The sequence below is a fragment of the Cellulomonas sp. KH9 genome (assembly GCF_900114185.1).
GTDB lineage: Bacteria > Actinomycetota > Actinomycetes > Actinomycetales > Cellulomonadaceae > Cellulomonas.
Genome location: NZ_FOSE01000005.1, coordinates 271,679 through 296,518 on the forward strand (window position 1 = coordinate 271,679; position 24,840 = coordinate 296,518).

21 protein-coding genes and 2 riboswitches are annotated in these 24,840 nt (G+C 74.7%); of the genes, 8 read left to right on the forward strand and 13 right to left on the reverse strand.

From position 1 onward, the window contains the following. Positions 1-41 precede the first annotated feature (41 nt). The 4 genes from BMZ16_RS17025 (at position 42) to BMZ16_RS17040 (ending at position 5,429) form a co-directional block, all read left to right on the forward strand. On the forward strand, positions 42-254 hold the full coding sequence (locus BMZ16_RS17025; RefSeq protein ID WP_089802680.1) for a hypothetical protein: 213 nt from the start codon (positions 42-44) through the stop codon (positions 252-254). Between the two features lie 132 nt (positions 255-386). Continuing rightward, a riboswitch (SAM riboswitch) is annotated at positions 387-493 on the forward strand. Positions 494-557: 64 nt separating this feature from the next. After that, positions 558-1,676 (forward strand): methylenetetrahydrofolate reductase, encoded by a 1,119-nt coding sequence (locus tag BMZ16_RS17030; protein ID WP_089802682.1) that lies wholly within the window; start codon positions 558-560, stop codon positions 1,674-1,676. Beyond that, entirely contained in the window at positions 1,673-4,024 is a 2,352-nt protein-coding gene (gene metE, locus BMZ16_RS17035) for a 5-methyltetrahydropteroyltriglutamate--homocysteine S-methyltransferase (protein WP_089802684.1), read from the forward strand. Before BMZ16_RS17030 ends, metE begins: the two co-directional genes overlap by 4 nt. A gap of 250 nt (positions 4,025-4,274) precedes the next feature. Then, positions 4,275-5,429: a MalY/PatB family protein gene (locus tag BMZ16_RS17040; RefSeq protein WP_089802686.1), complete on the forward strand. Its 1,155-nt coding sequence runs from the start codon at positions 4,275-4,277 to the stop codon at positions 5,427-5,429. A gap of 112 nt (positions 5,430-5,541) precedes the next feature. Here the strand turns inward: BMZ16_RS17040 and BMZ16_RS17045 are convergent, their stop codons facing one another. The 6 genes from BMZ16_RS17045 to gcvP form a co-directional block, all read right to left on the reverse strand. Beyond that, a complete protein-coding gene (locus BMZ16_RS17045) occupies positions 5,542-5,979 on the reverse strand; it encodes an Hsp20/alpha crystallin family protein (protein ID WP_089802687.1) in 438 nt (145 codons plus the stop codon). A gap of 236 nt (positions 5,980-6,215) precedes the next feature. After that, complete coding sequence (locus tag BMZ16_RS17050) at positions 6,216-6,668, reverse strand: (deoxy)nucleoside triphosphate pyrophosphohydrolase (protein WP_089802690.1); 453 nt, start codon at positions 6,666-6,668, stop codon at positions 6,216-6,218. Between the two features lie 394 nt (positions 6,669-7,062). Beyond that, a complete protein-coding gene (locus tag BMZ16_RS17055; protein WP_255366768.1) occupies positions 7,063-7,299 on the reverse strand; it encodes a helix-turn-helix domain-containing protein in 237 nt (78 codons plus the stop codon). A gap of 328 nt (positions 7,300-7,627) precedes the next feature. Then, positions 7,628-7,999, reverse strand: coding sequence for a glycine cleavage system protein GcvH (gcvH, locus tag BMZ16_RS17060; RefSeq protein WP_089802692.1), 372 nt, complete (start codon positions 7,997-7,999; stop codon positions 7,628-7,630). Between the two features lie 61 nt (positions 8,000-8,060). Next, positions 8,061-9,224 carry a glycine cleavage system aminomethyltransferase GcvT gene (gene gcvT, locus BMZ16_RS17065; RefSeq protein ID WP_089802969.1) on the reverse strand — a complete coding sequence of 388 codons (1,164 nt, stop codon included), beginning with the start codon at positions 9,222-9,224 and terminating at the stop codon, positions 8,061-8,063. Between the two features lie 47 nt (positions 9,225-9,271). After that, on the reverse strand, positions 9,272-12,328 hold the full coding sequence (gcvP, locus tag BMZ16_RS17070; protein WP_089802694.1) for an aminomethyl-transferring glycine dehydrogenase: 3,057 nt from the start codon (positions 12,326-12,328) through the stop codon (positions 9,272-9,274). A gap of 134 nt (positions 12,329-12,462) precedes the next feature. Beyond that, a riboswitch (glycine riboswitch) is annotated at positions 12,463-12,573 on the reverse strand. 386 nt (positions 12,574-12,959) lie between these two features. Here gcvP and BMZ16_RS17075 point away from each other — a divergent pair. Next, positions 12,960-15,554 carry an alpha/beta hydrolase gene (locus tag BMZ16_RS17075; protein WP_177199760.1) on the forward strand — a complete coding sequence of 865 codons (2,595 nt, stop codon included), beginning with the start codon at positions 12,960-12,962 and terminating at the stop codon, positions 15,552-15,554. Positions 15,555-15,622: 68 nt separating this feature from the next. Next, a complete protein-coding gene (locus BMZ16_RS17080; protein ID WP_089802698.1) occupies positions 15,623-16,759 on the forward strand; it encodes a COG1470 family protein in 1,137 nt (378 codons plus the stop codon). Between the two features lie 42 nt (positions 16,760-16,801). Here the strand turns inward: BMZ16_RS17080 and BMZ16_RS17085 are convergent, their stop codons facing one another. Together BMZ16_RS17085 and BMZ16_RS17090 are read right to left on the reverse strand one after the other, a co-directional pair. Beyond that, positions 16,802-17,107, reverse strand: a complete 306-nt coding sequence (locus BMZ16_RS17085) for a hypothetical protein (RefSeq protein WP_089802700.1) — start codon at positions 17,105-17,107, stop codon at positions 16,802-16,804. A gap of 127 nt (positions 17,108-17,234) precedes the next feature. Next, positions 17,235-18,311, reverse strand: coding sequence for a YeiH family protein (locus tag BMZ16_RS17090; RefSeq protein WP_255366769.1), 1,077 nt, complete (start codon positions 18,309-18,311; stop codon positions 17,235-17,237). An 85-nt stretch (positions 18,312-18,396) separates the two neighbouring features. Here BMZ16_RS17090 and BMZ16_RS17095 point away from each other — a divergent pair, with 85 nt between their 5' ends. After that, a complete protein-coding gene (locus tag BMZ16_RS17095) occupies positions 18,397-19,407 on the forward strand; it encodes an aldo/keto reductase family protein (RefSeq protein ID WP_089802704.1) in 1,011 nt (336 codons plus the stop codon). Between the two features lie 60 nt (positions 19,408-19,467). Here the strand turns inward: BMZ16_RS17095 and BMZ16_RS17100 are convergent, their stop codons facing one another. Both BMZ16_RS17100 and BMZ16_RS17105 read right to left on the reverse strand, forming a co-directional pair. Next, the gene (locus BMZ16_RS17100) at positions 19,468-19,830 is read right to left on the reverse strand and encodes a TFIIB-type zinc ribbon-containing protein (protein ID WP_089802707.1); all 363 of its coding nucleotides are present in this window, start codon (positions 19,828-19,830) and stop codon (positions 19,468-19,470) included. Between the two features lie 35 nt (positions 19,831-19,865). Then, positions 19,866-20,783, reverse strand: coding sequence for a DUF72 domain-containing protein (locus BMZ16_RS17105; protein WP_218143384.1), 918 nt, complete (start codon positions 20,781-20,783; stop codon positions 19,866-19,868). Between the two features lie 133 nt (positions 20,784-20,916). On the opposite strand from BMZ16_RS17105, the gene BMZ16_RS17110 reads away from it, so the two are divergent. Continuing rightward, the gene (locus tag BMZ16_RS17110; RefSeq protein ID WP_089802709.1) at positions 20,917-21,279 is read left to right on the forward strand and encodes a hypothetical protein; all 363 of its coding nucleotides are present in this window, start codon (positions 20,917-20,919) and stop codon (positions 21,277-21,279) included. 61 nt (positions 21,280-21,340) lie between these two features. On the opposite strand, the gene BMZ16_RS17115 is transcribed toward BMZ16_RS17110, so the two are convergent. From BMZ16_RS17115 to BMZ16_RS17125, 3 genes are all read right to left on the reverse strand, one after another. Beyond that, positions 21,341-21,835: an ACT domain-containing protein gene (locus BMZ16_RS17115; RefSeq protein ID WP_089802711.1), complete on the reverse strand. Its 495-nt coding sequence runs from the start codon at positions 21,833-21,835 to the stop codon at positions 21,341-21,343. Further along, positions 21,832-22,947 (reverse strand): lactate/malate family dehydrogenase, encoded by a 1,116-nt coding sequence (locus BMZ16_RS17120; RefSeq protein ID WP_089802713.1) that lies wholly within the window; start codon positions 22,945-22,947, stop codon positions 21,832-21,834. The genes BMZ16_RS17115 and BMZ16_RS17120 overlap by 4 nt, the downstream gene beginning before the upstream one ends. 256 nt (positions 22,948-23,203) lie before the next feature. Beyond that, complete coding sequence (locus tag BMZ16_RS17125) at positions 23,204-24,838, reverse strand: fucose isomerase (RefSeq protein ID WP_089802715.1); 1,635 nt, start codon at positions 24,836-24,838, stop codon at positions 23,204-23,206. Between the last annotated feature and the right edge of the window lie 2 nt (positions 24,839-24,840).

The window sequence follows — 24,840 nt, forward strand, 5'->3', positions numbered from 1 at the left end:
ACGGGCTCGGCACGGGCCCACCTCGCGGCTAGGGTGCCCGCATGGCGGAGGATCGGGAGCTCGACGGGCGGCACGCCGCCGTACGGGCCGCGCACGACGCGTGGCTGAGCGAGGACGACGCGGACGCCGTGGTGCTCGAGGCCGTCGAGCACGGTCTGCTGGCGGTCCCCGTGCTGGTCCCCCAGGCGTCCCCCGGGCTGCCGCACCAGCGCACGAGCCGGGAGGGCTCGGTCCTGCAGCGTCGCCGCCGCTGACCTGCGCGGGGGCCGGTGAGCGCCGGGCCCGCCGCGGTCGACGGCCGCCCGCGACGCCTGCGGGCCGGACCGGGACGTCTCACATTCCGAGTACCACTGTCCGCCATCCGGGCACAGGGGTACGATCCTCGGCGACCATCCAGAGCGGCTGAGAGACCTGGCTCGACGACGCCGCAGCAACCCCCCTCCACGCGAGGGTGTGGGTGCTTCCGCCAGGAACGATGGAGTGACGATGAGCGTGCGCGACCGTGCCACCGACCCTTCGTGCGGGACGTCCCGCCCGACAGCTGCGCGTCCGGCGCGATGAGCGTCGTGGCCGAGATCCCGACCACCGCCGTCCCGACCAGCGCCCCGCCGCCGAGCGCCGCGCCCGCACCGACGGTGCCGGAGCACTCCCGTGTCGCACGGCGCCGGAGCGAGCAGGCGGGCGCCCTGGACCGCCCCACGGTCTCCTTCGAGCTCTTCCCGCCGCGCAACCCGGACGCGGCGCCCAGGCTCTGGGCGACCGTGCGGGAGCTGGAGACCGTCGAGCCCGACTTCGTGTCGGTCACCTACGGGGCGTCCGGTCACACCCGGCAGACCACGCGGGCTCTCGTCCGCCGGCTGCTGCGTGAGACGTCGCTCAACCCGATCGCCCACCTGACCTGCGTCGGGACGTCCCGCGAGGAGGTCACGACGATCGTCGAGGAGTTCCTCGACGAGGGCGTGCGGGCCTTCCTCGCGCTGCGCGGCGACCCGCCCGCCGGTGAGCCGGACTGGCGGCCGCACCCGCAGGGCGTGCACACCGCCGCCGAGCTGGTCGAGCTGCTGCGCGACATCGAGCGCCGCCGGTGCGGCCGCAGCGCGGCACAGGCCGTGCGCGCCCGCGTCCGCCCGCTGTCCGTGGCCGTCGCGGCGTTCCCGCGCGGCAACCACGCGACCGGCGGCACCCGCGCCCAGGACGTGCAGGCGCTGCTGGCCAAGCAGGAGGCGGGCGCGGACTTCGCGATCTCGCAGGTCTTCTTCGACGCCGAGGCCTACCTCGGGCTGGTCGCGGAGGCACGCACCGCCGGCGTCACGATCCCCATCGTGCCCGGCATCATCCCGACCACGGACCCCGAGCGGCTGCTGCGGGTCCAGGAGCTCACCGGCGTGCCGGTCCCGGGACGCCTGCTGGACGTCCTCGGCTCCACGGACGACCCCGTCGAGCGGCACCGCCGCGGCACGCAGGCCGGCGTCGACCTCGTCAACCGCGTCCTGGACGGCGGAGCGCCCGGCGTCCACGTCTACACCTTCAACAAGCACGAGGCGGCGCTCGACCTGCTCGACGGCGCCGACCTCGTCGGCGGCCGCCGCAGCGCCGTCGCCCCCCACGACCTCACCGTGCCCGGCGGCACCCCCGCCGGCACGACCACGACGACACCGCGAGGAACCCTGTCATGACCGACACCACGCCCGCCGCGCCGGCGACCCCGGCCTTCCCCGCCGGCTCCGTCCTCGGCTACCCCCGCATCGGCCCGCGCCGCGAGCTGAAGAAGGCCCTCGAGGCGTTCTGGGCCGGGCGCACCTCGGCCGACGAGGTCGAGGCCGTCGCCGCGGACCTGCGCCGCCGCACCCGGACGCGCCTCGCCGAGCTCGGGCTCGCCACCGACGCGCCCGCGATCCCCAGCGCGTTCTCCTTCTACGACCAGGTGCTGGACGCGACCGCGCTCGTCGGGGCCGTGCCCGCCCGGTTCGCGGACCTGCAGGACGCCGACGGCCGCCTCGACCTGGCCGGCTACTCGACCGTGGCCCGCGGCCGCGGCGACGACCTGCCGCTCGAGATGACGAAGTGGTTCGACACGAACTACCACTACCTCGTGCCCGAGATCGGCCCGGACACGCAGTTCCGCTACGCGTCCGACCGTCCGGTCGCCGAGTTCACCGAGGCGCTGGCCGAGGGCGTGCTGACGCGGCCCGTCGTCGTCGGACCCGTCACGTACCTCGCGCTGGCGAAGCCCACGGAGGACGCGCCGGCCGACTTCTCGCCGATCGACCGCCTGGACGACATCCTGCCCGTCTACGCCCGCCTGCTCACCGAGCTCGCGGCCGCCGGTGCCACCTGGGTGCAGATCGACGAGCCCGCGCTCGTCTCCGACTCCGTCGGCGTCTCCGCCGAGGTCCTCGCCGACGCCACGACGCGCGCCTACCGGGCGCTGGCGACCGAGCTCGCCCGCCCGCAGCGGCCCGCGATCCTGCTCGCCGCCCCGTACGGCGACCTCGGTGCCGCCCTGCCCGTCGTCGCGGCCACGGACGTCGAGGGCCTCGCGCTCGACCTCGTCCGCGGCGACGCCCCGACCGTCGCCGTCGCCGGCCTGGCCGGCAAGACGCTCGTCGGCGGCGTGGTCGACGGCCACAACATCTGGCGCGCGGACCTCGACGCCAAGCTCACCGTCCTCGAGCAGCTCGGGACGCTCGGCGCGGCCGCGGTCACCGTCGGCACGTCGACGTCGCTGTTCCACGTCCCCCACACGCTCGAGGACGAGCCCGCGCTCGACCGCACGCTGGTGTCCTGGCTCGCCTTCGCGGACGAGAAGGTCCGCGAGGTCGCCACGCTCGCCCAGGGGCTGACCGCGGGCCGCGCGGCGGTCGCCGAGCAGCTGCGCGCCGCGTCCGACGCGGTGCAGTCCCGCGCGACGGCCCCGGGCGTCGTGCGTCCGGAGGTCCGCGAGCGTGCCGCCGCCCTGACCGACGAGCAGTTCCGCCGCGGCCCGTTCGACCAGCGCAAGGCCGCCCAGGCCGCCCGCCTCGACCTGCCGGCGCTGCCGACGACGACCATCGGCTCGTTCCCGCAGACCCCCGAGATCCGCAAGGCGCGTGCCGCCTTCGGCAAGGGCGAGCTGACGGCGGAGCAGTACGAGAACGAGATGAAGGCGGAGATCCGCCGCGTCGTCGAGCTGCAGGAGCGCATCGGCCTGGACGTGCTGGTGCACGGCGAGCCCGAGCGCAACGACATGGTCCAGTACTTCGCCGAGAACCTCGACGGGTTCGCCGTCACGCAGAACGGCTGGGTCCAGTCGTACGGGTCGCGGTGCACGCGACCGTCGATCCTGTGGGGCGACGTGTCGCGACCCGCGCCCATCACCGTCGCGTGGGCGCAGTACGCGCAGTCGCTCACGGCGAAGCCGATGAAGGGCATGCTCACCGGCCCGGTGACGATCCTGGCGTGGTCCTTCGTCCGTGACGACCAGCCGCTGGGCGACACCGCCAACCAGGTGGCCCTCGCGCTGCGCGACGAGATCGCGGACCTCGAGGCCGCCGGCATCGCGGTCGTCCAGGTCGACGAGCCCGCGCTGCGCGAGCTGCTGCCGCTGCGCGAGAAGGACCACGCCGCGTACCTCGACTGGTCGGTCCGCTCGTTCCGGCTCTCGACGGCCGGCGTGCGCCCGGACACGCAGATCCACACGCACCTGTGCTACTCGGAGTTCGGCGAGATCATGGAGGCGATCGACGGCCTGGACGCCGACGTGACCAGCATCGAGGCCGCGCGCTCGAAGATGGAGATCCTCGGCGACATCGCCGCGGCGGGCTACCCGCGCGCCGTGGGCCCGGGCGTCTACGACATCCACTCCCCGCGCGTCCCGTCGGAGGCGGAGGTCACCGAGCTGCTCACCGAGGCGGTCCGCACCATCGCCGTCGACCAGCTCTGGGTCAACCCGGACTGCGGCCTCAAGACCCGCCGCTACGAGGAGGTCACCCCCTCCCTCGAGCACCTGGTCGCGGCCACCCGCACGGTCCGCGCGACGCTCTGACGGCACGGTCGGCGCCCGCCCCGCACCGGGCGGGCGCCGTCGTCGCTGGGGTCCTCGTCGGGTGCGCCGGGCCCCTGCACCACCCCGTCGAGCGTCATGAGCTCGTGCACCGTCAACCGCATCGCGCACGTCCCGTCGTCCGCCGTCCTGCCGACCGACCGGCGCGGGCACCGGGACTCGTCGGGCGGGCACCCCTGCCCGACCCCCTTCCCGCGGCAAGGCGGTCCGGTCCGGCCCTACCCTGCGGTGCATGGGTTCACCGTTCGACGTCACCGTCGCCGACATGCGCCGCCGCACCTCGCTGAAGTGGCACACCTACCCCGACGACGTCCTGCCGGCGTTCGTCGCCGAGATGGACGTCCTGCCGCCCGACGCGGTCGTGGACGCCACCGTCGCCGCGCTGACGACGGGTGACACCGGTTACGAACCGGGCCCGAGCAGCCCGCGCGGCGTGGCGTACGCCGAGGCGTTCGCGGAGTTCGCCGCGCGGCAGCACGGGTGGGACGTCCCCGTGGAGCGCACGCGCATGGTGCCGGACGTGATGATCGGTGCGGCCGAGGTGCTGGCCGTGGTCACGGAGCCGGGCGACGGCGTCGTGGTGAACCCGCCCGTGTACCCGCCGTTCCGCGCGTTCGTCGAGCACGCCGGCCGGCGCGTGGTGGGCGCGCCGCTCAGCCCCGCCGGCCGCCTGGACCTCGACGCCCTCGACCAGGCCTTCCGCGACGCGCGCGCGTACCTGCTGTGCCACCCGCACAACCCGACGGGCACCCTGCACTCCGCCGACGAGCTGCGGGCCGTCGGTCAGCTGGCGGCCCGCCACGGTGTGCGGGTGGTGGCCGACGAGATCCACGCCCCGCTGGTCGTGGGCGACGAGCCGTTCGTCCCCACGACCACCGTGATCCCGGACGCGATCGCACTGCACTCGGCGTCGAAGGCGTTCAACCTCGCAGGGCTCAAGGCCGCGCTGGCGGTCCCCGGCCCCGCGGCGGACGACCTGCGGGACCTGCCGGAGATCGTCGGCCACGGTGTCAGCCACGTCGCGTCGATCGCCCACCAGGCGGCCTACCGCCGGGGGGACGCCTGGCTCGCGGACGTGCTGGCCGCGATCCGGGCCAACGGTGACCTCGTCGCCCGGACGCTCGCCGACCGCCTGCCGCAGGCGCGGTGGCACCGCCCCGCCGCGACGTACTTCGCCTGGCTGGACCTGCGGGAGACGCCGGCCGTCGCGGCGACCGGGGCCGACCCGGCACACCTCCTGCTGGAGCGCGGCCGCCTGGCCGTGAACGCGGGGCCGACGTTCGGGCCCGGCGGCAACGGCCACGTGCGGCTGAACCTCGCGACGTCCACGGCGATCCTCACCGACGCCCTGGACCGCCTCACGACGACGCTCGACGCTCCGCGCTGACGCCGCCCCCGGCGACGGGACACCGCGGGGCCGAGGGCTGGATCGCCCTCTCACGGGAAAGGGCTGGATCGCTCCTCCGGAGCGACCCAGCCCTGGTACCCGGGCTCGCCGGTCAGTCGGCGGTGGCACCCGCCTCGATCGGCGTCGAGGCGGCCCCGTGCTGCACCTCGATGCGGCGCGGCCTGGCCTCCTCGGCCACCGGGACGGTGAGGGTCAGCACGCCGTCCGTGTAGGTGGCGCTGATCCGGTCGAGCGCGAGGCCGCGGCCCACGGTGAGCTGCCGCGCGTACTGCCCGACGGGGCGCTCCTTCGCGAGCCACTGCACGTCGTGCTCCGTGCGGGCGCTGCGCTGGGCGCGGATGGTCAGGGTGCGGTCGTCCACGCTCACGTCGATGGTGCCCGGGTCGGCACCCGGCAGGTCGACGTGCAGGACGTAGTGGTCGCCGTCGCGGTACAGGTCCATCGGCATGGTGGCCGACGCACGGTCGGACGCCAGCACCTGCGCGAGCACACGGTCCATCTCCTGGAACGGGTCGAAACGAGTAGCCACGCCCCATCACCTCCTCGACGTGGGGCCCGGACCTCCCGGTGCCCCGGTGCTCCCCGGCGGGCTCGGCCGCCGGCTGGCTACACGTCAAGAATTAGCACTCGAGGGTCGAGAGTGCCAACCGCTCCGGCGGCGGTTTTCGCTCAGAGCGAACACGCTCGCACGCGGCGACGGGATCATCGGTCGCCGCACCACGCGCGGCGCCCGGACGCCCTCTCACCCGAGGGCGGGGCGGCGGCTCAGGCGGAGCGGTCCACGGACCGCTCGTCCGCGGCGAACCCCGCGACGAACTGCAGCAGGCCCTCGACGATCGGCACGTCCGCGTCCAGCCACGGCACGTCGAGCCACTGCCCGGCGGGCAGCCAGCGCAGCTGGTCGTGCTCGACGATGGGCTCGGGCTCGCCCTCGACCACCTCGGCGAACCACAGGCGCATGACGTACTGGTCGGACAGTCGCCACATCCCGTCGTCGGGGCCCAGCAGCTCGACGCCGAGGCCCACGCGCACACCGAGCTCCTCGCGGAGCTCGCGGTGCAGGGCCTCCTCGGGTGTCTCCCCCGGCTCGACCTTGCCGCCGGGGAACTCCCACCGGCCGGCGAGGCTGGCGGGGGTGGCGCGACGCGCCGCGAGCAGCAGACGCGGGTCGTCGAGGTCGTCGACGACGGCTGCCGCCACGACGAGCACAGGAGTCATGGAACGAGTCTGCCAGCCGCGCGTCACAGCGGGGTCACGAGGGCCCGGCACAAGATCCACCGCGGCGGGATGGCGTGGCGACGCCGTCACGGCACGGGCCCGCGGGGCGGCCGCGCGTCACGGCGACACGGGCCCTCGGGTCACAGGCGTGTCATGTGGGTATGCCCGCGCTGGTCACAGCCCCGTGATGGGGCGCACGCCCCGGGGCGCGGTGCTGTCCGGACGACCAGGCCCGCCAGGGACGGTCGTCGCGGCGCCATCCGTCGCAGCCGCGTCACGACGGTGTGGCGTGGCGGGTGCGGGAGGTCGCGTACGGCCGGGGAGGTCCGGCCGGGCGGGACGGGAGACGGGTGGGAGCGCTGCGCGGGCAGACCCTCCGACCCCGGCGTGGAGGTCAGCGGATGCCGTGGGCCTCGGCCCATGCGACGGCCTCGGCACGCGTGGACGCGCCGATCTTGCGGTAGACGCTGCGCACCTGGGACTTGACGGTGTTGCGGGTGACGAAGAGCCGCGTCGCGATCTCCTCGAGCGTGACGTCCTCGGCGAGCTCCGCCAGCACGACCCGCTCGCGGCGGGTCAGCGCGTGGGCCGCCGTCGTGTGCAAGGTCGCGCTCGTGTCCAGCATGGTCATGATGTCCTCCGGTGGGCGGCAGGACCGGACTCTCCGGACCCGCGTCGGCTGCATACCGGATGAGAGCGACATGCGTCGTGGGTATGACGCGGAATCGGCCGTTCTCCTCGAATCACCGTGAGATCCCCCCCGCGGTGCCGATAGCTGCACCTGACATGACGACTCTCGGAACCCCCTGATACGTCACGAGTGAAGGCCGTCGTCCAGCACTGTGCGTCACATCACCCGTTCGGGGCAAGCACCCGGACGCATGGCGGAACGGCTGCGACGTCCCCCGGACGGCGCAGTCCTGGGTACCACCACCTACGCCACCCCTGGTCCACCCCCGTCAGGGGTTGAGCGCACCGTACTCCGCGGCGGACAGCAGCGGACCCGCGGACGTCATGTCGACGCGCAGCAGCCACCCGGCGCCGTACGGGTCGGCGTTGACCAGCGACGGGTCGTCGACGACCGCCTGGTTGACCTCGGCCACCGTGCCCGACACCGGGGAGAACAGCTCGGACACGGACTTGGTCGACTCGATCTCCCCGATGACCGACCCCGCCTCGACGGTGTCGCCCACGGCGGGCAGCTCGACGAAGACGATGTCCCCCAGCGCCTCGGCGGCGACGGACGTGATGCCCACGGTCACGGGCGACGAGTCGTCGACCCACTCGTGCTCGGCGGTGTACTGCAGCGTGGCGGGCAGCTCGGCGGCCATGGAGGGCTCCTGTCGGGTCGGGGTTGCGGGACGGCGTGGTGGGCGACGGGTGGCGCCGCGGTCACCGAGGACGACGGTAGAAGGGCAGGGCCACGACGCGCACCGGTTCGCGCCGACCGCGCACGTCGACCGCGAGCTCGGTGCCCTCGGCGCTCACCTCGGGCGTCACGTACGCCATCGCGACCGGGTGGCCGAGCGTCGGTGACGGCGCGCCCGAGGTGACGGTCCCGACCACGGGGGCGTCCGGCTGCGTGGACGCGTGGACGGCGTACCCGTGGCGGGCCGCGCGCCGGCCCAGGCCCTGCAGGCCGACCAGCACACGGGCCGGTGCGCTGTGGGCCCGCGCGGCGAGGGCGTCGCGGCCGACGAACGGCACGGGCTCCCCGTCGGCGTCCACCTTGTCGAGGCGGACCACGCGGCCGAGGCCCGCGTCGTGCGGGGTGGTGGTGCGGTCGAGCTCGTTGCCGTACAGGGGCATGCCGGCCTCGAGCCGCAGCGAGTCGCGCGCCGACAGGCCCGCCGGGACGAGCCCGTGGTCGGCCCCTGCGGCCAGCAGCGCCCGCCACAGCGCGGGGGTGCCGTCGGCGTCGACGAAGAACTCGAACCCGTCCTCGCCCGTGTACCCGGTGCGCGCCACGAGGACCGGCCGGCCCTCGAACCGCATCGGGAGGCAGGCGTAGTAGCGCAGGGTCGCCGGGGTGACGTCCGCCGGGCCGTCCGGGTCCGGCGCCAGGCCGGGCAGCGCCTCGACGACCGCCAGCGCGTGCGGCCCCTGGACGGCGACCAGGCCGGTCGCGGCCGAGCGGTCCTCGACCTGCACGTCCAGGCCCGTCGCGGCGGCCCGGTCGCGCAGCTCGGCGAGCACCACCGCGTGGTTGGAGGCGTTGGCGACGACGAGGTACGTCGTCTCCCCCGTGCGGTAGACGACGAGGTCGTCGATCACGCCGCCGTCCTCCTGGACGACCATCGTGTAGCGCGCGCCGAGCACCCGCAGACCGCTGAGGTTCCCCACGAGCGCGCGGTCGAGGTACGCGCCGGCGTCCTGGCCCGTCACCTCGATCTCGCCCATGTGGGACAGGTCGAACAACCCGGCGGCCGTGCGCACCGCGGTGTGCTCGGCCAGGTCGGAGGTGTACCGCAGCGGCATCTGCCAGCCCGCGAACGCGGTGAGGGCGGCGCCGAGGGCCACGTGCTCGTCGTGCAGGGGCGAGTGCTGCTCGGTCATCGGGGCTCCGGTCGCGGTGGAGGGCTGCGGGGACGTGCCGGTCGCGCTCATCGGACGTCGTCCGCGTACGCCTCGACGGGCGGGCACGAGCAGACGAGGTGACGGTCGCCGCGGGCGCCGTCGATGCGGCGCACGGGCGGCCAGTACTTGTCGGTGCGCAGCGACGCGACGGGGAAGGCGGCCTGCTCGCGGCCGTAGGGGTGCTCCCAGACGTCCGCGGAGACCGCCGCCGCGGTGTGCGGCGCCTGGCGCAGCGGCGAGTCGGCGAGCGGCCACCGTCCCTCCGCGACCCCCTCGATCTCGCCGCGGATGGCGACCATCGCCTCGACGAACCGGTCCAGCTCGGCCAGGTCCTCGCTCTCCGTGGGCTCGACCATGAGCGTGCCGGGCACGGGGAACGACAGCGTCGGGGCGTGGAAGCCGTAGTCCATGAGGCGCTTGGCGACGTCCTCGGCCGTCACGCCCGTGGCCTTGGTGAGCGGGCGCAGGTCGAGGATGCACTCGTGCGCGACCAGCCCGCCGGGGCCGGCGTACAGCACCGGGTAGTGCTCGCGCAGGCGCGTGGCCAGGTAGTTCGCCGCGAGCACGGCGGTCTCGGTGGCCCGGCGCAGGCCGTCGGGGCCCATGAGCGCGACGTACGCCCACGAGATCGGCAGGATGCCGGCCGAGCCCCACGGGGCCGCGGAGACGGGGGCCACGGTGGAGCCCGCGGCACCCTCCCCCCGCGCCCCCGCGCCCGGCGTCGGGTCCCCCGGCAGGTACGGCGCGAGGTGCGCGGCCACCGCCACCGGCCCCACGCCGGGACCACCGCCGCCGTGCGGGATGCAGAAGGTCTTGTGCAGGTTGAGGTGCGAGACGTCGCCGCCCAGCTCGGCCGGGCGGGCCAGCCCGACCAGCGCGTTGAGGTTGGCGCCGTCGATGTAGACCTGCCCGCCGGCGGCGTGCACCAGGTCGCACACCTCCCGCACGTGCTCCTCGTAGACGCCGTGCGTGGAGGGGTACGTGATCATGATCGCCGCGACGCGGGGGCCGTGCTGCTCGAGCTTGGCGCGCAGGTCGGCCAGGTCGACCTCGCCGTCCTCGGCCGTCGCGACGACGACGACCTTGAGCCCGGCGAGCGCCGCGGAGGCCGCGTTCGTGCCGTGCGCGGACGCGGGGATGAGGCAGATGTCGCGGTGCTCGGCGCCCTCGGCCCGGGTGGCCTCGTGGTACGCGTGGATCGCGAGGAGCCCGGCGAGCTCGCCCTGCGAGCCGGCGTTCGGCTGCACGCTGACGGCGGCGTAGCCGGTGATCTCCGCGAGCCACTCCTGCAGCTCGGTGACCAGTGCCGCGTACCCCTGGGTCTGGTCGGCGGGCGCGTACGGGTGGATGTCCGCGAACTCGGGCCACGAGATGGGCTCCATCTCGGCCGTCGCGTTGAGCTTCATGGTGCAGGAGCCCAGCGGGATCATCGTGCGGTCGAGCGCCAGGTCCTTGTCCGACAGGCGGCGCAGGTAGCGCAGCATCGCGGTCTCGGAACGATTCACGTGAAACACGGGGTGCGTGAGGACGTCGGAGCGCCGCAGCAGCTCGGCCCGCGGCTCGGCAGGGCCTCCCCCGAAGGCGCCGAAGGAGCGGGTCCCGTCGGCCGCGACCGGGGCCGTGGTGACGCCGGCGGCGACGAACGCGCCCAGCGCCGCCACCACGTCGTCGGCCGTCGTCGTCTCGTCGCACGCGACCTGCACGTGGTCGGCGTCCGCGACCCACAGGTTGATGCCCGCGTCGACGGCGGCGCGTGCCACGTCGGCCGCGCGGCCCGGGACGTGCGCGCGCACGGTGTCGAAGACGTCGTCGTGGACGACCGTCACGCCGAGCCCGCGCAGCCCCTGCTGCACCGCCCGCGCACGCCCGTGCACGCGACGCGCGATCGCCCGCAGCCCGTCCGGCCCGTGGTAGACCGCGTACATCGACGCGACGATCGCCAGCAGCGCCTGCGCGGTGCAGATGTTGCTCGTGGCCTTCTCGCGGCGGATGTGCTGCTCACGGGTCTGCAGCGCGAGGCGGTAGGCGGGAGCGCCGTCGGCGTCGACGGACACCCCGACCAGGCGCCCGGGCAGCGTGCGCTCGAGCCCGGAGCGCACGGCCATGAACGCCGCGTGCGGCCCGCCGCCGAACAGCGGGACGCCGAACCGCTGCGCCGAGCCGACGGCGACGTCCGCCCCCAGCTCACCCGGCGACGTCACCAGCGTCAGGGCCAGCAGGTCCGCGGCCACGGTCACCAGCGCCCCGCGCTCCTTGGCCGCCGCGACCACCGGGCGCAGGTCGCGCAGCGCACCCGACGCCCCGACCTGCTGCACGACGACGCCCACCAGCGGCCCGTCCACCTCGGGCAGGCCGTCGGTGAGGTCCGCGACGACGACCGGCAGACCCACGGCCTCGGCCCGCCCCCGCGCCACCGCGAGGGACTGCCCGAACAGGTCCGCGTCGAGCACGACCGTGCCCGTCGTCGCCCGCGACGCGCGCCACATGAGCGCGACGGCCTCGGCCACGGCGGTGGCCTCGTCGAGGAGGGAGGCGTTCGCGACGTCGAGCCCCGTCAGGTCCGACACGACGGTCTGGAAGTTGAGCAGCGCCTCGAGCCGGCCCTGCGAGATCTCCGGCTGGTACGGCGTGTAGGCCGTGTACCAGGCGGGCGACTCCAGCACGTTGCGCCGGATCACCGCGGGGGTGACCGTGCCGTAGTAGCCCTGCCCGATCATCGGGCGCAGCACGCGGTTGCGGCCGGCGATCGCCCGCAGGTCGGCGAGCACCTGCTCCTCGGACCGCGCGGGCGGCAGGTCGAGCGGCCGGTCGGTGCGGATCGCGGCGGGCACGGCGGCGTCGACGAGCGCGTCGAGGTCGCCGTACCCCAGGGCGGCGAGCATGCGGGACGTCTCGTCCCCGCGGGGGCCGATGTGCCGGTCGGCGAAGCCGGCGGCGGCCGGCGAGCGGCGCGGCGGGACGTCGGCGGACGGAGCGGCGGACGGGACGGGCGGCACGGCGAGGTCGGTCACGGGTGCTCCACGGGGTCGTCCGGTCGTGCCGACGCACGGCCCGGGACGGGCAGGGGCTCCCCGCTCTGTCATCCACCCCGTACGGGGTGACCTGAGAGTTTTGCCGGTCCGCCATGAGCACGCCCCGACGGGACGCGGCTCCGGGGCGCGCCGGCTTGCACCGTCGGTGGGCACCGGACCTGGCCGGCGCCGCTTTCCAGAGTTGCCTGGCCGCGGCGGTACGGGTGCCTGAGAGATTCCCGGGGAGGGTTGCTCCTTCGGCGTCCCGCGCTGCCGTCCTCGCGGACGGCCGACGGGAGCTCTCCCGCCGCGGTTCGAGCAGCGTGTTCAGTTGTGCTGGATCCGCGGCCAGCCTACGGCACGGGCGCCCTGCCGACCCCCGGGGACGGCACCGGACCGGGCGATCCGCGAACCGGTCGTACCCGGGTATTGACGTTAAACCTCCGGACACGACAGCATTCGGACAACCCGCCTCTGCAACGCTGCAGACCGCGGGGTGTCGTGGACGTCGAGTGCGTCCACGTCCTTCCGGAGGGGGAAGCATCTCATCGGCTCTCGACGCGGAGAGCGGGTCCGCTGCGCCCACCTACCGGTCGGTGACAGAGGAGAGGAATCGATGAGGATGACTCGAACAGGCCCAGCAGGGCACCGACGGACCGCAGCCGTGGTCGCGGGCGCCGCACTCGTGATGGGAGGTGCGGCGGTGGCACCAGCCGCAGCAGCCGACGGGGTCGCACCGGACCCGTGGGTGTCGGTGACCCCCGAGGGGTACTACCGGTTCACCGCACCGCAGGCCGTGGTGCAGGAGCTCGTCGGGGGCACGCCGCAGACCGTCGAGCTGCAGGGCAACATCGGCCCCGCGGGCACCTGGTCCGACCTGGCGATGGACCCCAGCGGGACGGACTACCCGACGCAGGTCGGGATCCTCGACCCCGGCCTGTACTACTACCAGTACACGGCGACGTTCCCGGACCGCACCAAGACGTCGTTCCGCAACCCGGACACCCCCGTGGCGATCGAGTCCAAGCCGACCTGGAACACGTTCTTCGTGCCCGGCCCGTCGGTGCAGTGGATGGCCGACGTCCCGAACGGCGGCGAGGTCACGGAGCTGACGTGGGACAGCCCCGTCTCCGGTGACGAGCGCACGTCGCTGGTCTGGACGCCGCCCGGGTACGACGCCGAGCGCGAGGAGGCGTACCCGGTGCTCCACCTGCTGGCCGACTCGGGCCAGTCCGCGGACGAGTGGACCGAGCTGGGGCGCGCGCGGCAGGTGCTCGACAACCTCGCCGCCGAGGGCGACCTGACGCCGATGGTCGTCGTGATGTCGCAGCTCGGCGGCTCGGACCCGGGCACCGACCTGCTCGACGGGGTCGCCGCGGCCACCCGCGACGCGTACCACGTGTCGCAGGAGGACCAGGCGCTGGCCGGCATCGGCGCCGGCGCGCAGCAGGCCCTGACCGTGCTGCGCACCGACCCGGGTGTGTTCCGCGAGGTCGCGTCCTTCTCGGGGCGTCTGACCGGCTCGATCAGCGCCACGACGGCACGGGAGATCAACGAGGGCACCGACCGGCTGCGCGTCTACGTCGGCAACGTGCTCGACCCCGCCTACAACCCGACGCACGACCTGCTGCGGGCGCTGGAGCGCGCGGGGGTCGAGCACGAGTTCGACGGTGTCGACCCCGACACCGGCGGCACCTGGGACACGTGGCGCGAGGGTCTGCGGGACTTCGCGTCGCGCGTCTTCACCGACGCCGGCCACGGCCCGCGCGAGGGGCACGGCCCGCTCGACGAGCGCTACACGGCGCCCGCCACCGGGTCGGTCACCACGCCCCACGTGGACGAGGACGGCATCGTCACGTTCGAGACGGGCACGCAGTTCACGGACGCGAAGGACGTCACCGTCTGGGCCAACTGGGCCCCGAACGGTGCGTGGTTCCGCGTGCCGATGACGAAGGTCGGGGACCGCTGGCGGCTGCAGATGGGCCCGCTCGACGGGTTCTACTACTACCGGTACGTCGTCGACGGGGTGGACGTGAAGGACCCCGAGGACACGGTCAACACCCTCACCGGCGTCAGCCCGCTGTTCGTGCCGGGCGAGACGGACCGGCTGCTGGGCGACCTGCCCGAGGAGGACCGCGGCGACCTGAACCTCCTGACGTACCAGAGCGCGGTCGCCGGTGAGGAGCGCCAGGCGTACGTCTGGACCCCGAAGGGCTACGACCCGAACCGCGCCGAGCCCTACCCCGTGCTGTACCTCAACCACGGCGGCGGGCAGAACTACGGCGACTGGGTCGAGGTGGGCCGCGCGCCGCAGATCCTCGACCACTACATCAAGGACGGCGCGATCGTCCCGATGGTGGTCGTCATGGGGAACGGCAACTCGCCGGACTTCCCGGCCGAGCTCATGGAGAACCTCGCACCCGCCGCGCGGGCCGAGTACAACATCGCGGACGACGCGGCCGGCCAGGCCATCGCCGGCCTCTCGATGGGCGCCATGAACACGCTCAACACGTGGCTGACCCGCCCGGGCCAGTTCGGGTGGATGGGTGCGTTCTCCGGCGGCCTGTTCTTCAACACCCCGCAGTTCGACCCCGCCGCCGTCAACGCCGAGACCCGGCTGGCGCGGATCTACACCGGTGACAAGACCGACTTCACGTACCAGGCGACGATGGACCTCCTGAACCTGCTGGAGACCAACGGCATCGAGCACGAGTTCGCCGGTGTCACGCAGGGCCCGCACGGGTTCGACGTGTGGTCGAAGAACCTGATCGACCTGCTGCCGCGCCTGTTCCGCGACCCGGCCACCACCGAGGGCGTCGAGCTGAAGGCCGTCGTGCCGGAGAACCAGGACGGCGTCCTGGCCCTGTCGGTCGCGGCCGACAGCGTCACGCTCGACGGGCCGCAGAACACCGGCACCGCGCTGCGGTTCCGGGGCCAGCTGCCCGCGGTGACGGTCGCCGACTCCCGCTCCGTCTCGCAGGCGGGGGTCACGGGGTGGGCGGTCACCGGCCAGGCGTACTCGTTCGACTCCGGCTCGCGTCTGCTGGACGCGAAGCACCTGGGCTGGACGCCACGTGTCGAGACCCCGCGTGCGGGGATCGTCGCCGGTGACGCCCGCGCCACCGCGCTCGGCGGCGGCGAGGGACTCGTCGTCCCGGGGCGTCTGGCGTCGGCCACGCCGGAGGGCCGTCTCGGCACGACGACGCTGGGCGCGGACCTCGTGCTCGACGTCCCGGTCGACACGGCGCCCGGCGAGTACACGGGCACGCTCAGCCTGTCGCTGTTCCCCGTCGACTGACCGACGGACCGACCGACCGACGCGCGGCGGGGGACCTCCCCGCCGCGCGTCGGCCCGAGGAGACACCCATGCACCGCACGCACCCGGCCGACCTCCCCCGCCCCTCCCGGCCCGCCGGCGCCGCCGTGCTGCTCGCCGTGCTGGTCGCCGCGCTGCTCGCGCCGGCGTGGCCGGCCGCGGCCGCGACCACCCAGATCGCCCCGACGACCGCGCAGCCCGACAACACCGTGACGTGGACGGTCCAGCCGGCGACCGCCGACGGCCCCGACGACCGCATCTCGCTGCGGCACGTCCTGGACCCCGGCGCGTCGGTCGCCGAGCACGTCACGGTCACGAACCTCGGCGAGACACCCGCGACGTTCGCCGTCTACGCCGGGGACGGCGTGCTGTCCGACGCCGGCTACTTCGACCTGCCGCCGACCGGGACACCGCCCCGCGACGGCGGGTCGTGGGTCACGCTCGGCGCCGTCGAGGGCGCGCAGCCCCAGGACGACGGCACGCTCCTCGTCGCGCTCGACGCCGGCGCGGCGGTGACCGTGCCCCTGACGATCTCCGTGCCCGCCGACGCCCGACCCGGTGACCACCCGGCCGGCGTCGTGGCCGAGCTCGTCGCCGGCGACTCGCTGCGGCTCGCGGCGCGCAACGGCGTGCGGCTGCACCTGCGCGTCACGGGGGACATCGAGGCAGCGCTGACCCCCACCGACGTCACGACGCGCTGGGAGCCGTCGTGGAACCCCTTCGCCCCCGGCACGGTCCACGTGCGCTACCGGGTCGAGAACACCGGTGACGTGCGCCTCGCCGCCCGCGCCGTGACCACGCTGGCCGGCCCGTTCGGCGTGGCCGCGGCGGAGGACCGCACCGAGGTGCGCGAGGTGCTGCCCGCGCAGCAGGTGCTCGTCGAGGCCGCTGTCCCGGTGTGGCCGGTGGTGCGCGTCACCGGGCACGTCGACACCCGCCCGTGGGTGGTGGGCGACGACGTCGTCGACGCGGCGCTGCGCACCGGGTCCGCGCAGGTCACGGTGTGGACGGTGCCGTGGACGAAGCTCGCGCTGCTCGTGCTCGTCGTCGGGGGCGTGCTGCTGGTCCGGTGGCGGCGGGGACGGACCGCGCGGCAGGTGCAGGCCCGCGTCGACGCGGCGCTGGCGGCGGCCGGGGTCGCGCGTGAGCCCGCGCCGACGACGGGCGACACGGCCCCCGCGCGGTGACCCGCCGGGACGTCCCGGGGTCCGGCCCCGCGGAGGACCTGCTCAGGCCTCCGGGAAGACCGTCGCCATGAAGATCGCGAACGCGATGCCCACGGCCGGCAGCAGGAGACCGAAGCGCCACCACAGGTGCACGTCCGTGCGGCCCTCGGGGTCCAGCGCACGGCCCTCCTGCGGGGAGATCGGCTGCTGCGCCCACCCGGCCTCCGTGGCGGTCGCGAGCAGGTAGCCCGCGGGCCACGAGAAGCGGAACAGCCAGAACAGGTGGAAGTGGCCCCAGACGCGCACGAGGGCACGCCCGGGCTCGAGCTCAGCAGTCTTGGAGCGACGGCCCCAGCCGAAGAAGATCACGTGGCGTCCTGGTCGGGTCGGTGACGGGTCGCCCGAAGCGTAGGTGCCGGTCATGTCCGTTTGCGGCCGGATCCCCCGTTCGGCGGCGGGTGAGATCGGCGGGCGCGGGATCCCGCCGCGCGCCGCGTCACAGCAGGCCGGTGACCGCCTGCATGCCCAGGCTGGTCAGCGCCACGGCCAGCGACAACGCACCACCCAGCGCGAGCGGGCGCCAGCCGGCCCGACGCAGCGCGTCGACGGGGGTCAGCAGCCCGACGCCCGCGAGCGCCACCGCTGTCAGGGCGTGGGCGCCGGTGTCGGCGCCCTCTTCCCACGCGGCCGGGAACCAGCCCAGCGTGGTCACCGCGGACGCCACCAGGAACAGGACGAGGAACGGCGGGACGAGGCGCGTCCAGGGGGTCCCGCCGCCCGTCGCGTCCGCCGACGCGCGGTCCCGGCGGCCCTGCCGCACGGCCAGCGCGAACGTCACCGGCACGATCGCCAGCGTGCGGGTGAGCTTGACGACGACGGCCGTCTCGAGCGCGAGCGCCCCGTAGGCCGTGGCCGCCGCGACGACCGACGACGTGTCGTTGACGGCCGTGCCCACCCACGTCCCGAACCCCTCCTGCGACAGGCCCATCGCCTCGCCCAGCAGCGGGAACGTGATCGCCCCGAGCACGTTGAACGTGAAGATCGTCGCCATGGCCGTCGCGATGGTGGTCTGCGACGCCCGGATCACCGCGCTGGTCGCCGCGATCGCCGACGCCCCGCAGATGCCCGTGCCGACGCCGATGAGGGTGCGGGTGTCGGAGTCCAGACCGAGGCGGCGCCCGAGCAGCGCGGCCACCAGCAGGACCACCGTCAGCGTCACCAGCATCACCGGCAGCGCGTCACCGCCCGTCTCCGCGACCTGGCCGAGGGACAGCCCGAACCCGAGCAGCACGACCGCCGCCTGCAGCGCGAGGGTGGAGCAGGTGCGGGCGCCGGGTTCCAGGGCGCGCGCCCACGCGACCGGGCCGCGGGACAGCACCTCGCGCAGCGCCACCCCCATCGCCAGGGCGAGCACGGCGCCGCCCAGCAGCGGCACCGACGCCCCCAGGGCGGCCCCCGCCGCACCGAGCCCCAGCGCCACGGCGACGCCCGGCGCACGCTCGCGCCACGGTGCGACGGACCCGCCGCGGGGGGTGGGCTCGCGGCCGGGCGCGGGACGGTCGGCTTCCGGCACCTCTCCAGCGTCCACCCGCCGTCGCCCCACCGCCGCATCGGGCGCGGCGCGGGCGCGCACGCTGCGGAGGTGCTGGGATAGGGCCATGGAATTCCGCTACCTCGGCAGCTCGGGGCTCAAGATCTCCGAGATCACGTACGGCAACTGGCTCACCCACGGCTCGCAGGTGGAGAACGAGACCGCGACGCAGTGCGTCCGCGCCGCTCTCGACGCGGGCATCTCGACGTTCGACACCGCCGACGTCTACGCGAACACGAAGGCCGAGAGCGTCCTCGGCGAGGCGCTCAAGGGCGAGCGGCGCGAGTCGCTCGAGATCTTCACGAAGGTCTACTGGCCGACCGGCCCGGGCGGCAAGAACGACGTCGGGCTGTCGCGCAAGCACGTCATGGAGTCGATCAACGGCTCGCTGCGCCGCCTGCAGACCGACTACGTCGACCTCTACCAGGCCCACCGGTACGACACGGAGACCCCGCTCGAGGAGACGATGCAGGCGTTCGCCGACATCGTGCGCCAGGGCAAGGCGCTGTACATCGGCGTCTCGGAGTGGACCGCCGACCAGATCCGCGCCGGCCACGCGCTGGCGAAGGACCTGGGCGTGCAGCTCATCTCCAGCCAGCCGCAGTACTCGATGCTGTGGCGCGTCATCGAGGACGAGGTCGTCCCGACGTCGCGCGAGCTGGGGATCTCCCAGATCGTCTGGTCGCCCGTCGCCCAGGGCGTCCTCACCGGCAAGTACAAGCCGGGTCAGCAGCCGCCCGCCGGGTCGCGCGCCACGGACGAGAAGGGCGGCGCGAACATGATCAAGCGGTTCATGAACGACGACGTCCTCACCCGCGTGCAGGGCCTGCAGCCGGTCGCCGACGAGCTGGGCCTGTCGATGGCGCAGCTCGCCGTCGCGTGGGTGCTGCAGAACGACAACGTCGCCGCCGCGCTCATCGGCGCGTCGCGTCCCGAGCAGGTCACCGAGAACGTCAAGGCCGCCGGCGTGACGATCCCGGCCGAGCTGATGGCCCGCATCGACGAGGTCCTCGGCGACGTCGTGGAGCGCGACCCGGGCAAGACGGCGGAGACGTCCCCGCAGAAGCGACCCGCCTGACGACGTGACCGGACCGCTCTCCCACCCCGGGTGGGAGGGCGGTCCGGACGCCCGGGGCCGTCAGAAGTCGAAGAGGTCCTCGAGCCAGGACTCGCGCTTCTTGCGCTTGCCCCGGTCGTGGCCGTAGCCACCGCGGTCGTCGTACCCGCGCGCGTAGCCGCCGCGGTCGTCGCGGTCGTACCCGCGCTCGGGCGGACGGTCGTACGAGCCGTAGTCGCGCGTGTCACCGAGGCGGGGGTCCGGCGCGGCAGCGCCCGGGACGGCCCGGGGGTCGACGCCCGGCACCGCGGGCCCGGCACGGTCGATGATCTTGTCGAGCTCACCCCGGTCCAGCCAGATGCCGCGGCACACGGGGCAGTAGTCGATCTCGACGCCCTGGCGCTCGGTCATGACGAGCTGGGCCTGGTCCACGGGGCACTGCATGGTGTGCGCTCCTTCAGGTCGGGACGAGGACGAACCTACGCGAGTCCAGCGTCGGCGCCGGTGCCCCCCTGTGCCGCCGGCCCCACCCCGAGGCGCCGGGCCAGGGCCATGGCGTCGAACGGGGCGCGGACCTTCACGTCGTTGTCGAAGTAGACGTACACGTCCCGGGGACGGTCCGCGGCCGGCGGTGACACCCGCGGCCCGTCGGGCGGGGTCGCGCCCGTGGACCAGGCGCGGATCTTCGCGGCCCAGCGGTCCAGCGACGCGTCGTCGTAGCCCGAGACGTACAGCTCGCTCTCCCCGTGCAGCCGCACGTAGACGACGTCGCTGGTCAGGTCCTCCAGGTGCGGCCAGCGCCCGGCGGTGTCGGCCACCACGAGGCCGACGTCGTGCGCGCGCAGCAGCTCGGGGAACGCGGGGGTGACGAACGTGTCGTGCCGGACCTCCAGGACGTGCCGCAGCGGGCGGTCCTGCTCGACGGTCGTCAGCGCGCGCCCGTCGGGGACCTTGTCGTCGTGCTGCTCGGCCAGGCGCGCGGCCGCGGCGGTGGACCGCGGCAGCAGGTCGAAGAACCGGGCGAGCCGGTCGGCGTCGAAGCCGAGGTTGGGCGGCAGCTGCCACAGCACGGGACCGGTGCGGTCCTCGAGCGCCAGCACCCCCGACGCCCAGAAGTTGGCCAGCGGCACCTCGACGCCCGCGAGCTTCTTCATGTGCGTGACGAACCGCGGGCCCTTGATCGAGAACACGCACCCGTCGGGCGTCTCGGCACGCCACGCGCGGTAGCTGTCGGGGCGCTGCAACGAGTAGAACGACCCGTTGATCTCGATCGACCCCAGCTGCCGTGACGCGTGCTCCAGCTCGCGCCGCTGCTGCAGCCCGGGCGGGTAGAACACCCCCCGCCAGGGGGCGTACCGCCACCCCGAGATGCCGATCCGCACGTCCCCGCTGGTCACGCCGACGACTCTAGGAGCGCGGCGCGCGGCGCACCTCCGCAGCCGTGGTGCGACGACCTGCGGGCAGTCGCCGGCTTCGGGTCCCCCAGGTCGCCGGGCTACCCTGCTGGCGTCCCGACCTGCTGGAGGAACCGTGCGCGACCGCGCCAAGCGCACCCGCACGACCGCCGTGGTCGTGGTGGCCGCCCTGGTCGGCAGCAGCCTGCTCGGGGCGCTCGCCGCGTTCGGCGGGGGCGGCGGCGGCGCGTCCGTGGAGATCCCCGCGCAGGGTCCGTGGACGGTGCTCGTGGCCGGTGACCTGCGCACCGTCGCGGCGTGCGCCGACGACGCGGCGGTGGTCGACGCCTACGTCAGCGCGGACGCACCGGCCGCCGGCGGCGGGATCGTCATGGCGTCCGACGCCCGCGTCGCGGACGTCGAGCGGGTCGTGCAGTGCGTGGGCAACGTCATCGACCCCGCGCTGATCAGCGTGGTGCAGACGCCGCCGTCGGCCTGACCGGACCGGCGCCGCCACGGCCTGACGCCGCGGCCTGCGCACCACCACCGCCGGCGGCGGGTCAGCCGTGCGGCGGCTGGATCACGGTCGCGTCACCCGTCGCCCCGGCGGCACGCGCGGCGGCCACGGTCGTCTCGACGTCGACGAGCGGGCCCTCGACCAGCAGCGGCTCCCCCGCGCCGCTGCCGCCCGACCACCGCACCCCCGCCCCCGCGGGCGGCCGGAAGGCCGTGCCGGCCGGCAGGTGCACGACGGCCGCCGCGCGCACGCCCGGGTCGGCGACGCGACGGACCCGCACACCGCGGACCTGCGGGAGCCGCTCGACGGTGCGGGCCAGCAGACGCGCGCGACGCTCGCCGGCGCGGAAGGTCACGACCACCAGGCCCGCGTCGTCGTGGACGTCGCCGGTGGCCAGGGAGTCGACGTTGACGCCACGGGTGGAGAAGACGCCCGCGAGCGCGGAGATCGCGCCCGTGCGGTGCTCGGTGCGGACCCAGCCCACCCACCGGGTGTCGTCGTCGCCCGCGAGGCCGGCGGGGGCGGCGGTGTCGGTCATCGCTGCCACTCCTCGGCCGTGGCAGGGGTGGCACCGGGAAGGGCGCCCGTCCACGGCGCGCACCCCGCGGCGACGGCGGCACCGGCCTCGGCCAGGCGGGCGTCCTCGTCGGGCGGCAGCGGGTCGAGCAGCACGCGGGACCACCCCTCCGGGCCGAGCACCACGGGCACGCCGAGCACCCCGTGCACGGGTGACCCGCCGACGCTCACCTCCCCCGCGAGCGCCACCTGCCCGGCCACGACGATGTCGCGCCCGTCGAGGATCGTCTCCAGCAGGTCGATGGTCGCCGACGCCGTCCCCGTGGCCGTCTTCGCACCGGACTGGTGCGTCATCCACGGTCGCGCCAGTGCGCGCAGGTCCGGCGGCCAGGAGTCGATGAGCGCGAACGCCGCCGCCACGTCGGTCGCGGCGACGGCGAGCAGGTCGGCCTTGGCGCGGGCGACCTCGGCGGGGAACGTCGCGAGGGTGCGCCCCTGGCGCAGCCGGGCGACGGCCCGCTGCCGCTCGGCGACGTCGAGGCCGCTGATCCGCACGGTGGACCACAGCGGGACCGCGTCGTCACCGTGCTGCCCGCCGACGAACCCGCCGACCCGGTGCCGCCGCACCCCCAGCTGCACGGCGATCTCCCGGCGGAACCGCAGCGTGTCGAGCCACGCGCCCATGCCGACCACCCGGTGCCGGCCCAGCCGCTCGGCGAGGATCGCGACGCCCAGCTCGACCGGGTTGGACACCACCACGACGACCTCGCTGCCCGACCCGTGGTCGGCCAGCGCGTCGGCGTAGGCGCGGAAGACCTCGGCGTTCGCCGCGGCGAGCTCCGCCCGGCTCGGCGGGGCGCCGCCACCGCCCACCGGCGCCGTCCGTCCCGCAGCGACGACGACGACGTCGGCGACCACCTCGGTCGGGTCGAGCGCGACGTCGAGGACCGGTGCGTGCTCGTCGTACGCGTCGACGAGGTCCGCGCGCAGGCCGTGCACGGCCCGTCCCGACGCACCCCCGGGCCGGCCGACCAGCTGCAGCCGTGACGTCGTCGGCAGCACCTGCCGCTCGACGAGCTGCGTGCAGATCTGCCGCCCCACGTCCCCCGTCGCCCCGAGCACCGCCACGTCCATGCAGGTGAGGCTACGGGGGGCAGGTGTCGTGCGCGTTGCGTCGCCCGGCGCGGCTGCGGGCAGCGACGGGGCCGGCCTGAGGTGCCGGGCAGCCCTGAAGGACCGGGCAGCCCTGAAGGACCGGGCAGCTCTGAAGGACCGGGCAGCTCTGAAGGACCGGGCGGGACGGCCCGGCGTCGCAGCCTGACGCGGCGTCGGGGGATGACGCGTCAGGCTGCGACGGTCCGTGGCCCCGCCGAGGGCGGGGGTCGACCGGTCAGACGGCCACGTCGCCGCACACGTGGACCTGCAGGCCCATCGCGGCGAACATGGCTGCCTTGGCGGCGAACGCGGCGTCCGCGGTCGCGGCGTCCGGTGCGTACGCGACGTTGAGGTGGTTGGCCTTGTGCCGGGCCATGAACTGGTCCCGGCTCACGCCGTGCAGGACGGCGTGCATGATCGGCCACTCCGGGTTCGTCGCCTCCTTGCGGCGCCGGGTCTCCGCCTCGGGCAGCGTGACGGCGCTCGCCCGGCCCATGTCGACGTGCAGCGCGCCGTCGGCGATGTACACGCGCGACCACACGACCTCCCCCGGCCGGCACACGCCGTTGAGCGTGGACCCGCCCGCGGGGAAGAAGACCGGGTCCTGCCGCCAGCCCTCGGCGCCCGCGTACCCGCCCTCGAGGTGCGAGGCCGGCACCGAGCCGGAGATCTCCCACACCCAGACGAAGCGCCCGTCGTGCTCGTCGCCCCACCGCACGTCGTGCAGCGTGGTGGCCGGGTCCAGGCCCATGGCGGACCACACGCGGTTCGTCACGACCGCGTCCACGGCGACGCCCTCGTCGGCCTCGTTGAAGTGCGGGAGCGGGACGCCGTCCCACAGCACGCGGGACCCGTCGCGCGAGCGCACGGGCGGACGCTCGGCGTTGTTGAGCAGACCCTCCGCCAGGTCGGACGCGGGGCACACGTCCTTGAGCCCCTGCTGGTACTGGATCCCGACCGCGTCGAGCCCGAAGTCGTCGGCCATCCACAGCGCCGCGACGTACATCTTGTACTGCCACTGCAGCTGCTCACGGGTCAGCTCCGTGGCGTCGTCGGTGCCGAGGCGGAACGTCATGCCCGCGTCGAGCAGCCACCGGTGGACCCCGTCCGCGACCTCGTCCGGCACCCGCTGCATCTGCGCCCACAGCGCGGACTGCGACAGCCGCTCCTTGTAGATGCCCGTCGGGTTGAGCAGCTCGTCGTCGATGATCGCGTTGTACATGCCCATGCAGCCCTCGTCGAAGACGCCGATGATCGCCTTCTCGCGCAGCAGCTGGGCCGCGAGGGCCTCACCGAGCTCCCGCTCGGGCGAGGCACCCAGGTCGAGGGCGCGCACGTGGGAGGCGTCGTGCTCGATGCGCCACGTGGTCAGCCACGACGCGATCGCGTCCTGGAACCACGCGTCCGAGCCGTCGACCGTCCACACCGTCGAGTAGTCCCGGCCCATCTTGGTCATGCCGGCGTTCAGCCCGAGCAGCCCGACCAGGCCCGGCCAGTCGCCCGCGAAGTTCGCGACCGTGAGGACCGGGCCGCGGTGCGTGCGCAGGCCAGCGAGCACGTGGTGGCTGTACTGCCACACCGCCTCGGCGACGACCAGCGGGGCGTCGGGCGGGACGTCACGGAAGACGTCGAGGCCCATGCGCTGGCTGGAGATGAACCCGTGCCCGGTCACGGGGTCGACCGGGTGCGCGCGCACCAGGTCCCAGCCGTTGCGGGCGAACGCGTCGGTGACGACCCGCTCGAGCTCGACCTGCGTGGGCCAGCCGGCGACGTTCGCGGACTCGCGCAGGTCGCCGGAGGCCACGAGGTAGGCGGTGCGCGCGGGGGCCTGCGGCTCGGGGGCCAGGACGGGGTGGGTGTACGTGGTCAACG

What these genes read in the sequence shown, in the direction of transcription:
- BMZ16_RS17025 (WP_089802680.1), top strand. Translation starts at nt 42, where the DNA reads ATGGCGGAGGATCGGGAGCTCGACGGGCGGCACGCCGCCGTACGGGCC.
- BMZ16_RS17030 (WP_089802682.1), top strand. Translation starts at nt 558, where the DNA reads ATGAGCGTCGTGGCCGAGATCCCGACCACCGCCGTCCCGACCAGCGCC.
- metE (WP_089802684.1), top strand. Translation starts at nt 1,673, where the DNA reads ATGACCGACACCACGCCCGCCGCGCCGGCGACCCCGGCCTTCCCCGCC.
- BMZ16_RS17040 (WP_089802686.1), top strand. Translation starts at nt 4,275, where the DNA reads ATGGGTTCACCGTTCGACGTCACCGTCGCCGACATGCGCCGCCGCACC.
- BMZ16_RS17050 (WP_089802690.1), bottom strand. Translation starts at nt 6,668, where the DNA reads ATGACTCCTGTGCTCGTCGTGGCGGCAGCCGTCGTCGACGACCTCGAC.
- BMZ16_RS17055 (WP_255366768.1), bottom strand. Translation starts at nt 7,299, where the DNA reads ATGACCATGCTGGACACGAGCGCGACCTTGCACACGACGGCGGCCCAC.
- gcvH (WP_089802692.1), bottom strand. Translation starts at nt 7,999, where the DNA reads ATGGCCGCCGAGCTGCCCGCCACGCTGCAGTACACCGCCGAGCACGAG.
- gcvT (WP_089802969.1), bottom strand. Translation starts at nt 9,224, where the DNA reads ATGACCGAGCAGCACTCGCCCCTGCACGACGAGCACGTGGCCCTCGGC.
- gcvP (WP_089802694.1), bottom strand. Translation starts at nt 12,328, where the DNA reads ATGACAGAGCGGGGAGCCCCTGCCCGTCCCGGGCCGTGCGTCGGCACG.
- BMZ16_RS17080 (WP_089802698.1), top strand. Translation starts at nt 15,623, where the DNA reads ATGCACCGCACGCACCCGGCCGACCTCCCCCGCCCCTCCCGGCCCGCC.
- BMZ16_RS17095 (WP_089802704.1), top strand. Translation starts at nt 18,397, where the DNA reads ATGGAATTCCGCTACCTCGGCAGCTCGGGGCTCAAGATCTCCGAGATC.
- BMZ16_RS17100 (WP_089802707.1), bottom strand. Translation starts at nt 19,830, where the DNA reads ATGCAGTGCCCCGTGGACCAGGCCCAGCTCGTCATGACCGAGCGCCAG.
- BMZ16_RS17115 (WP_089802711.1), bottom strand. Translation starts at nt 21,835, where the DNA reads ATGACCGACACCGCCGCCCCCGCCGGCCTCGCGGGCGACGACGACACC.
- BMZ16_RS17120 (WP_089802713.1), bottom strand. Translation starts at nt 22,947, where the DNA reads ATGGACGTGGCGGTGCTCGGGGCGACGGGGGACGTGGGGCGGCAGATC.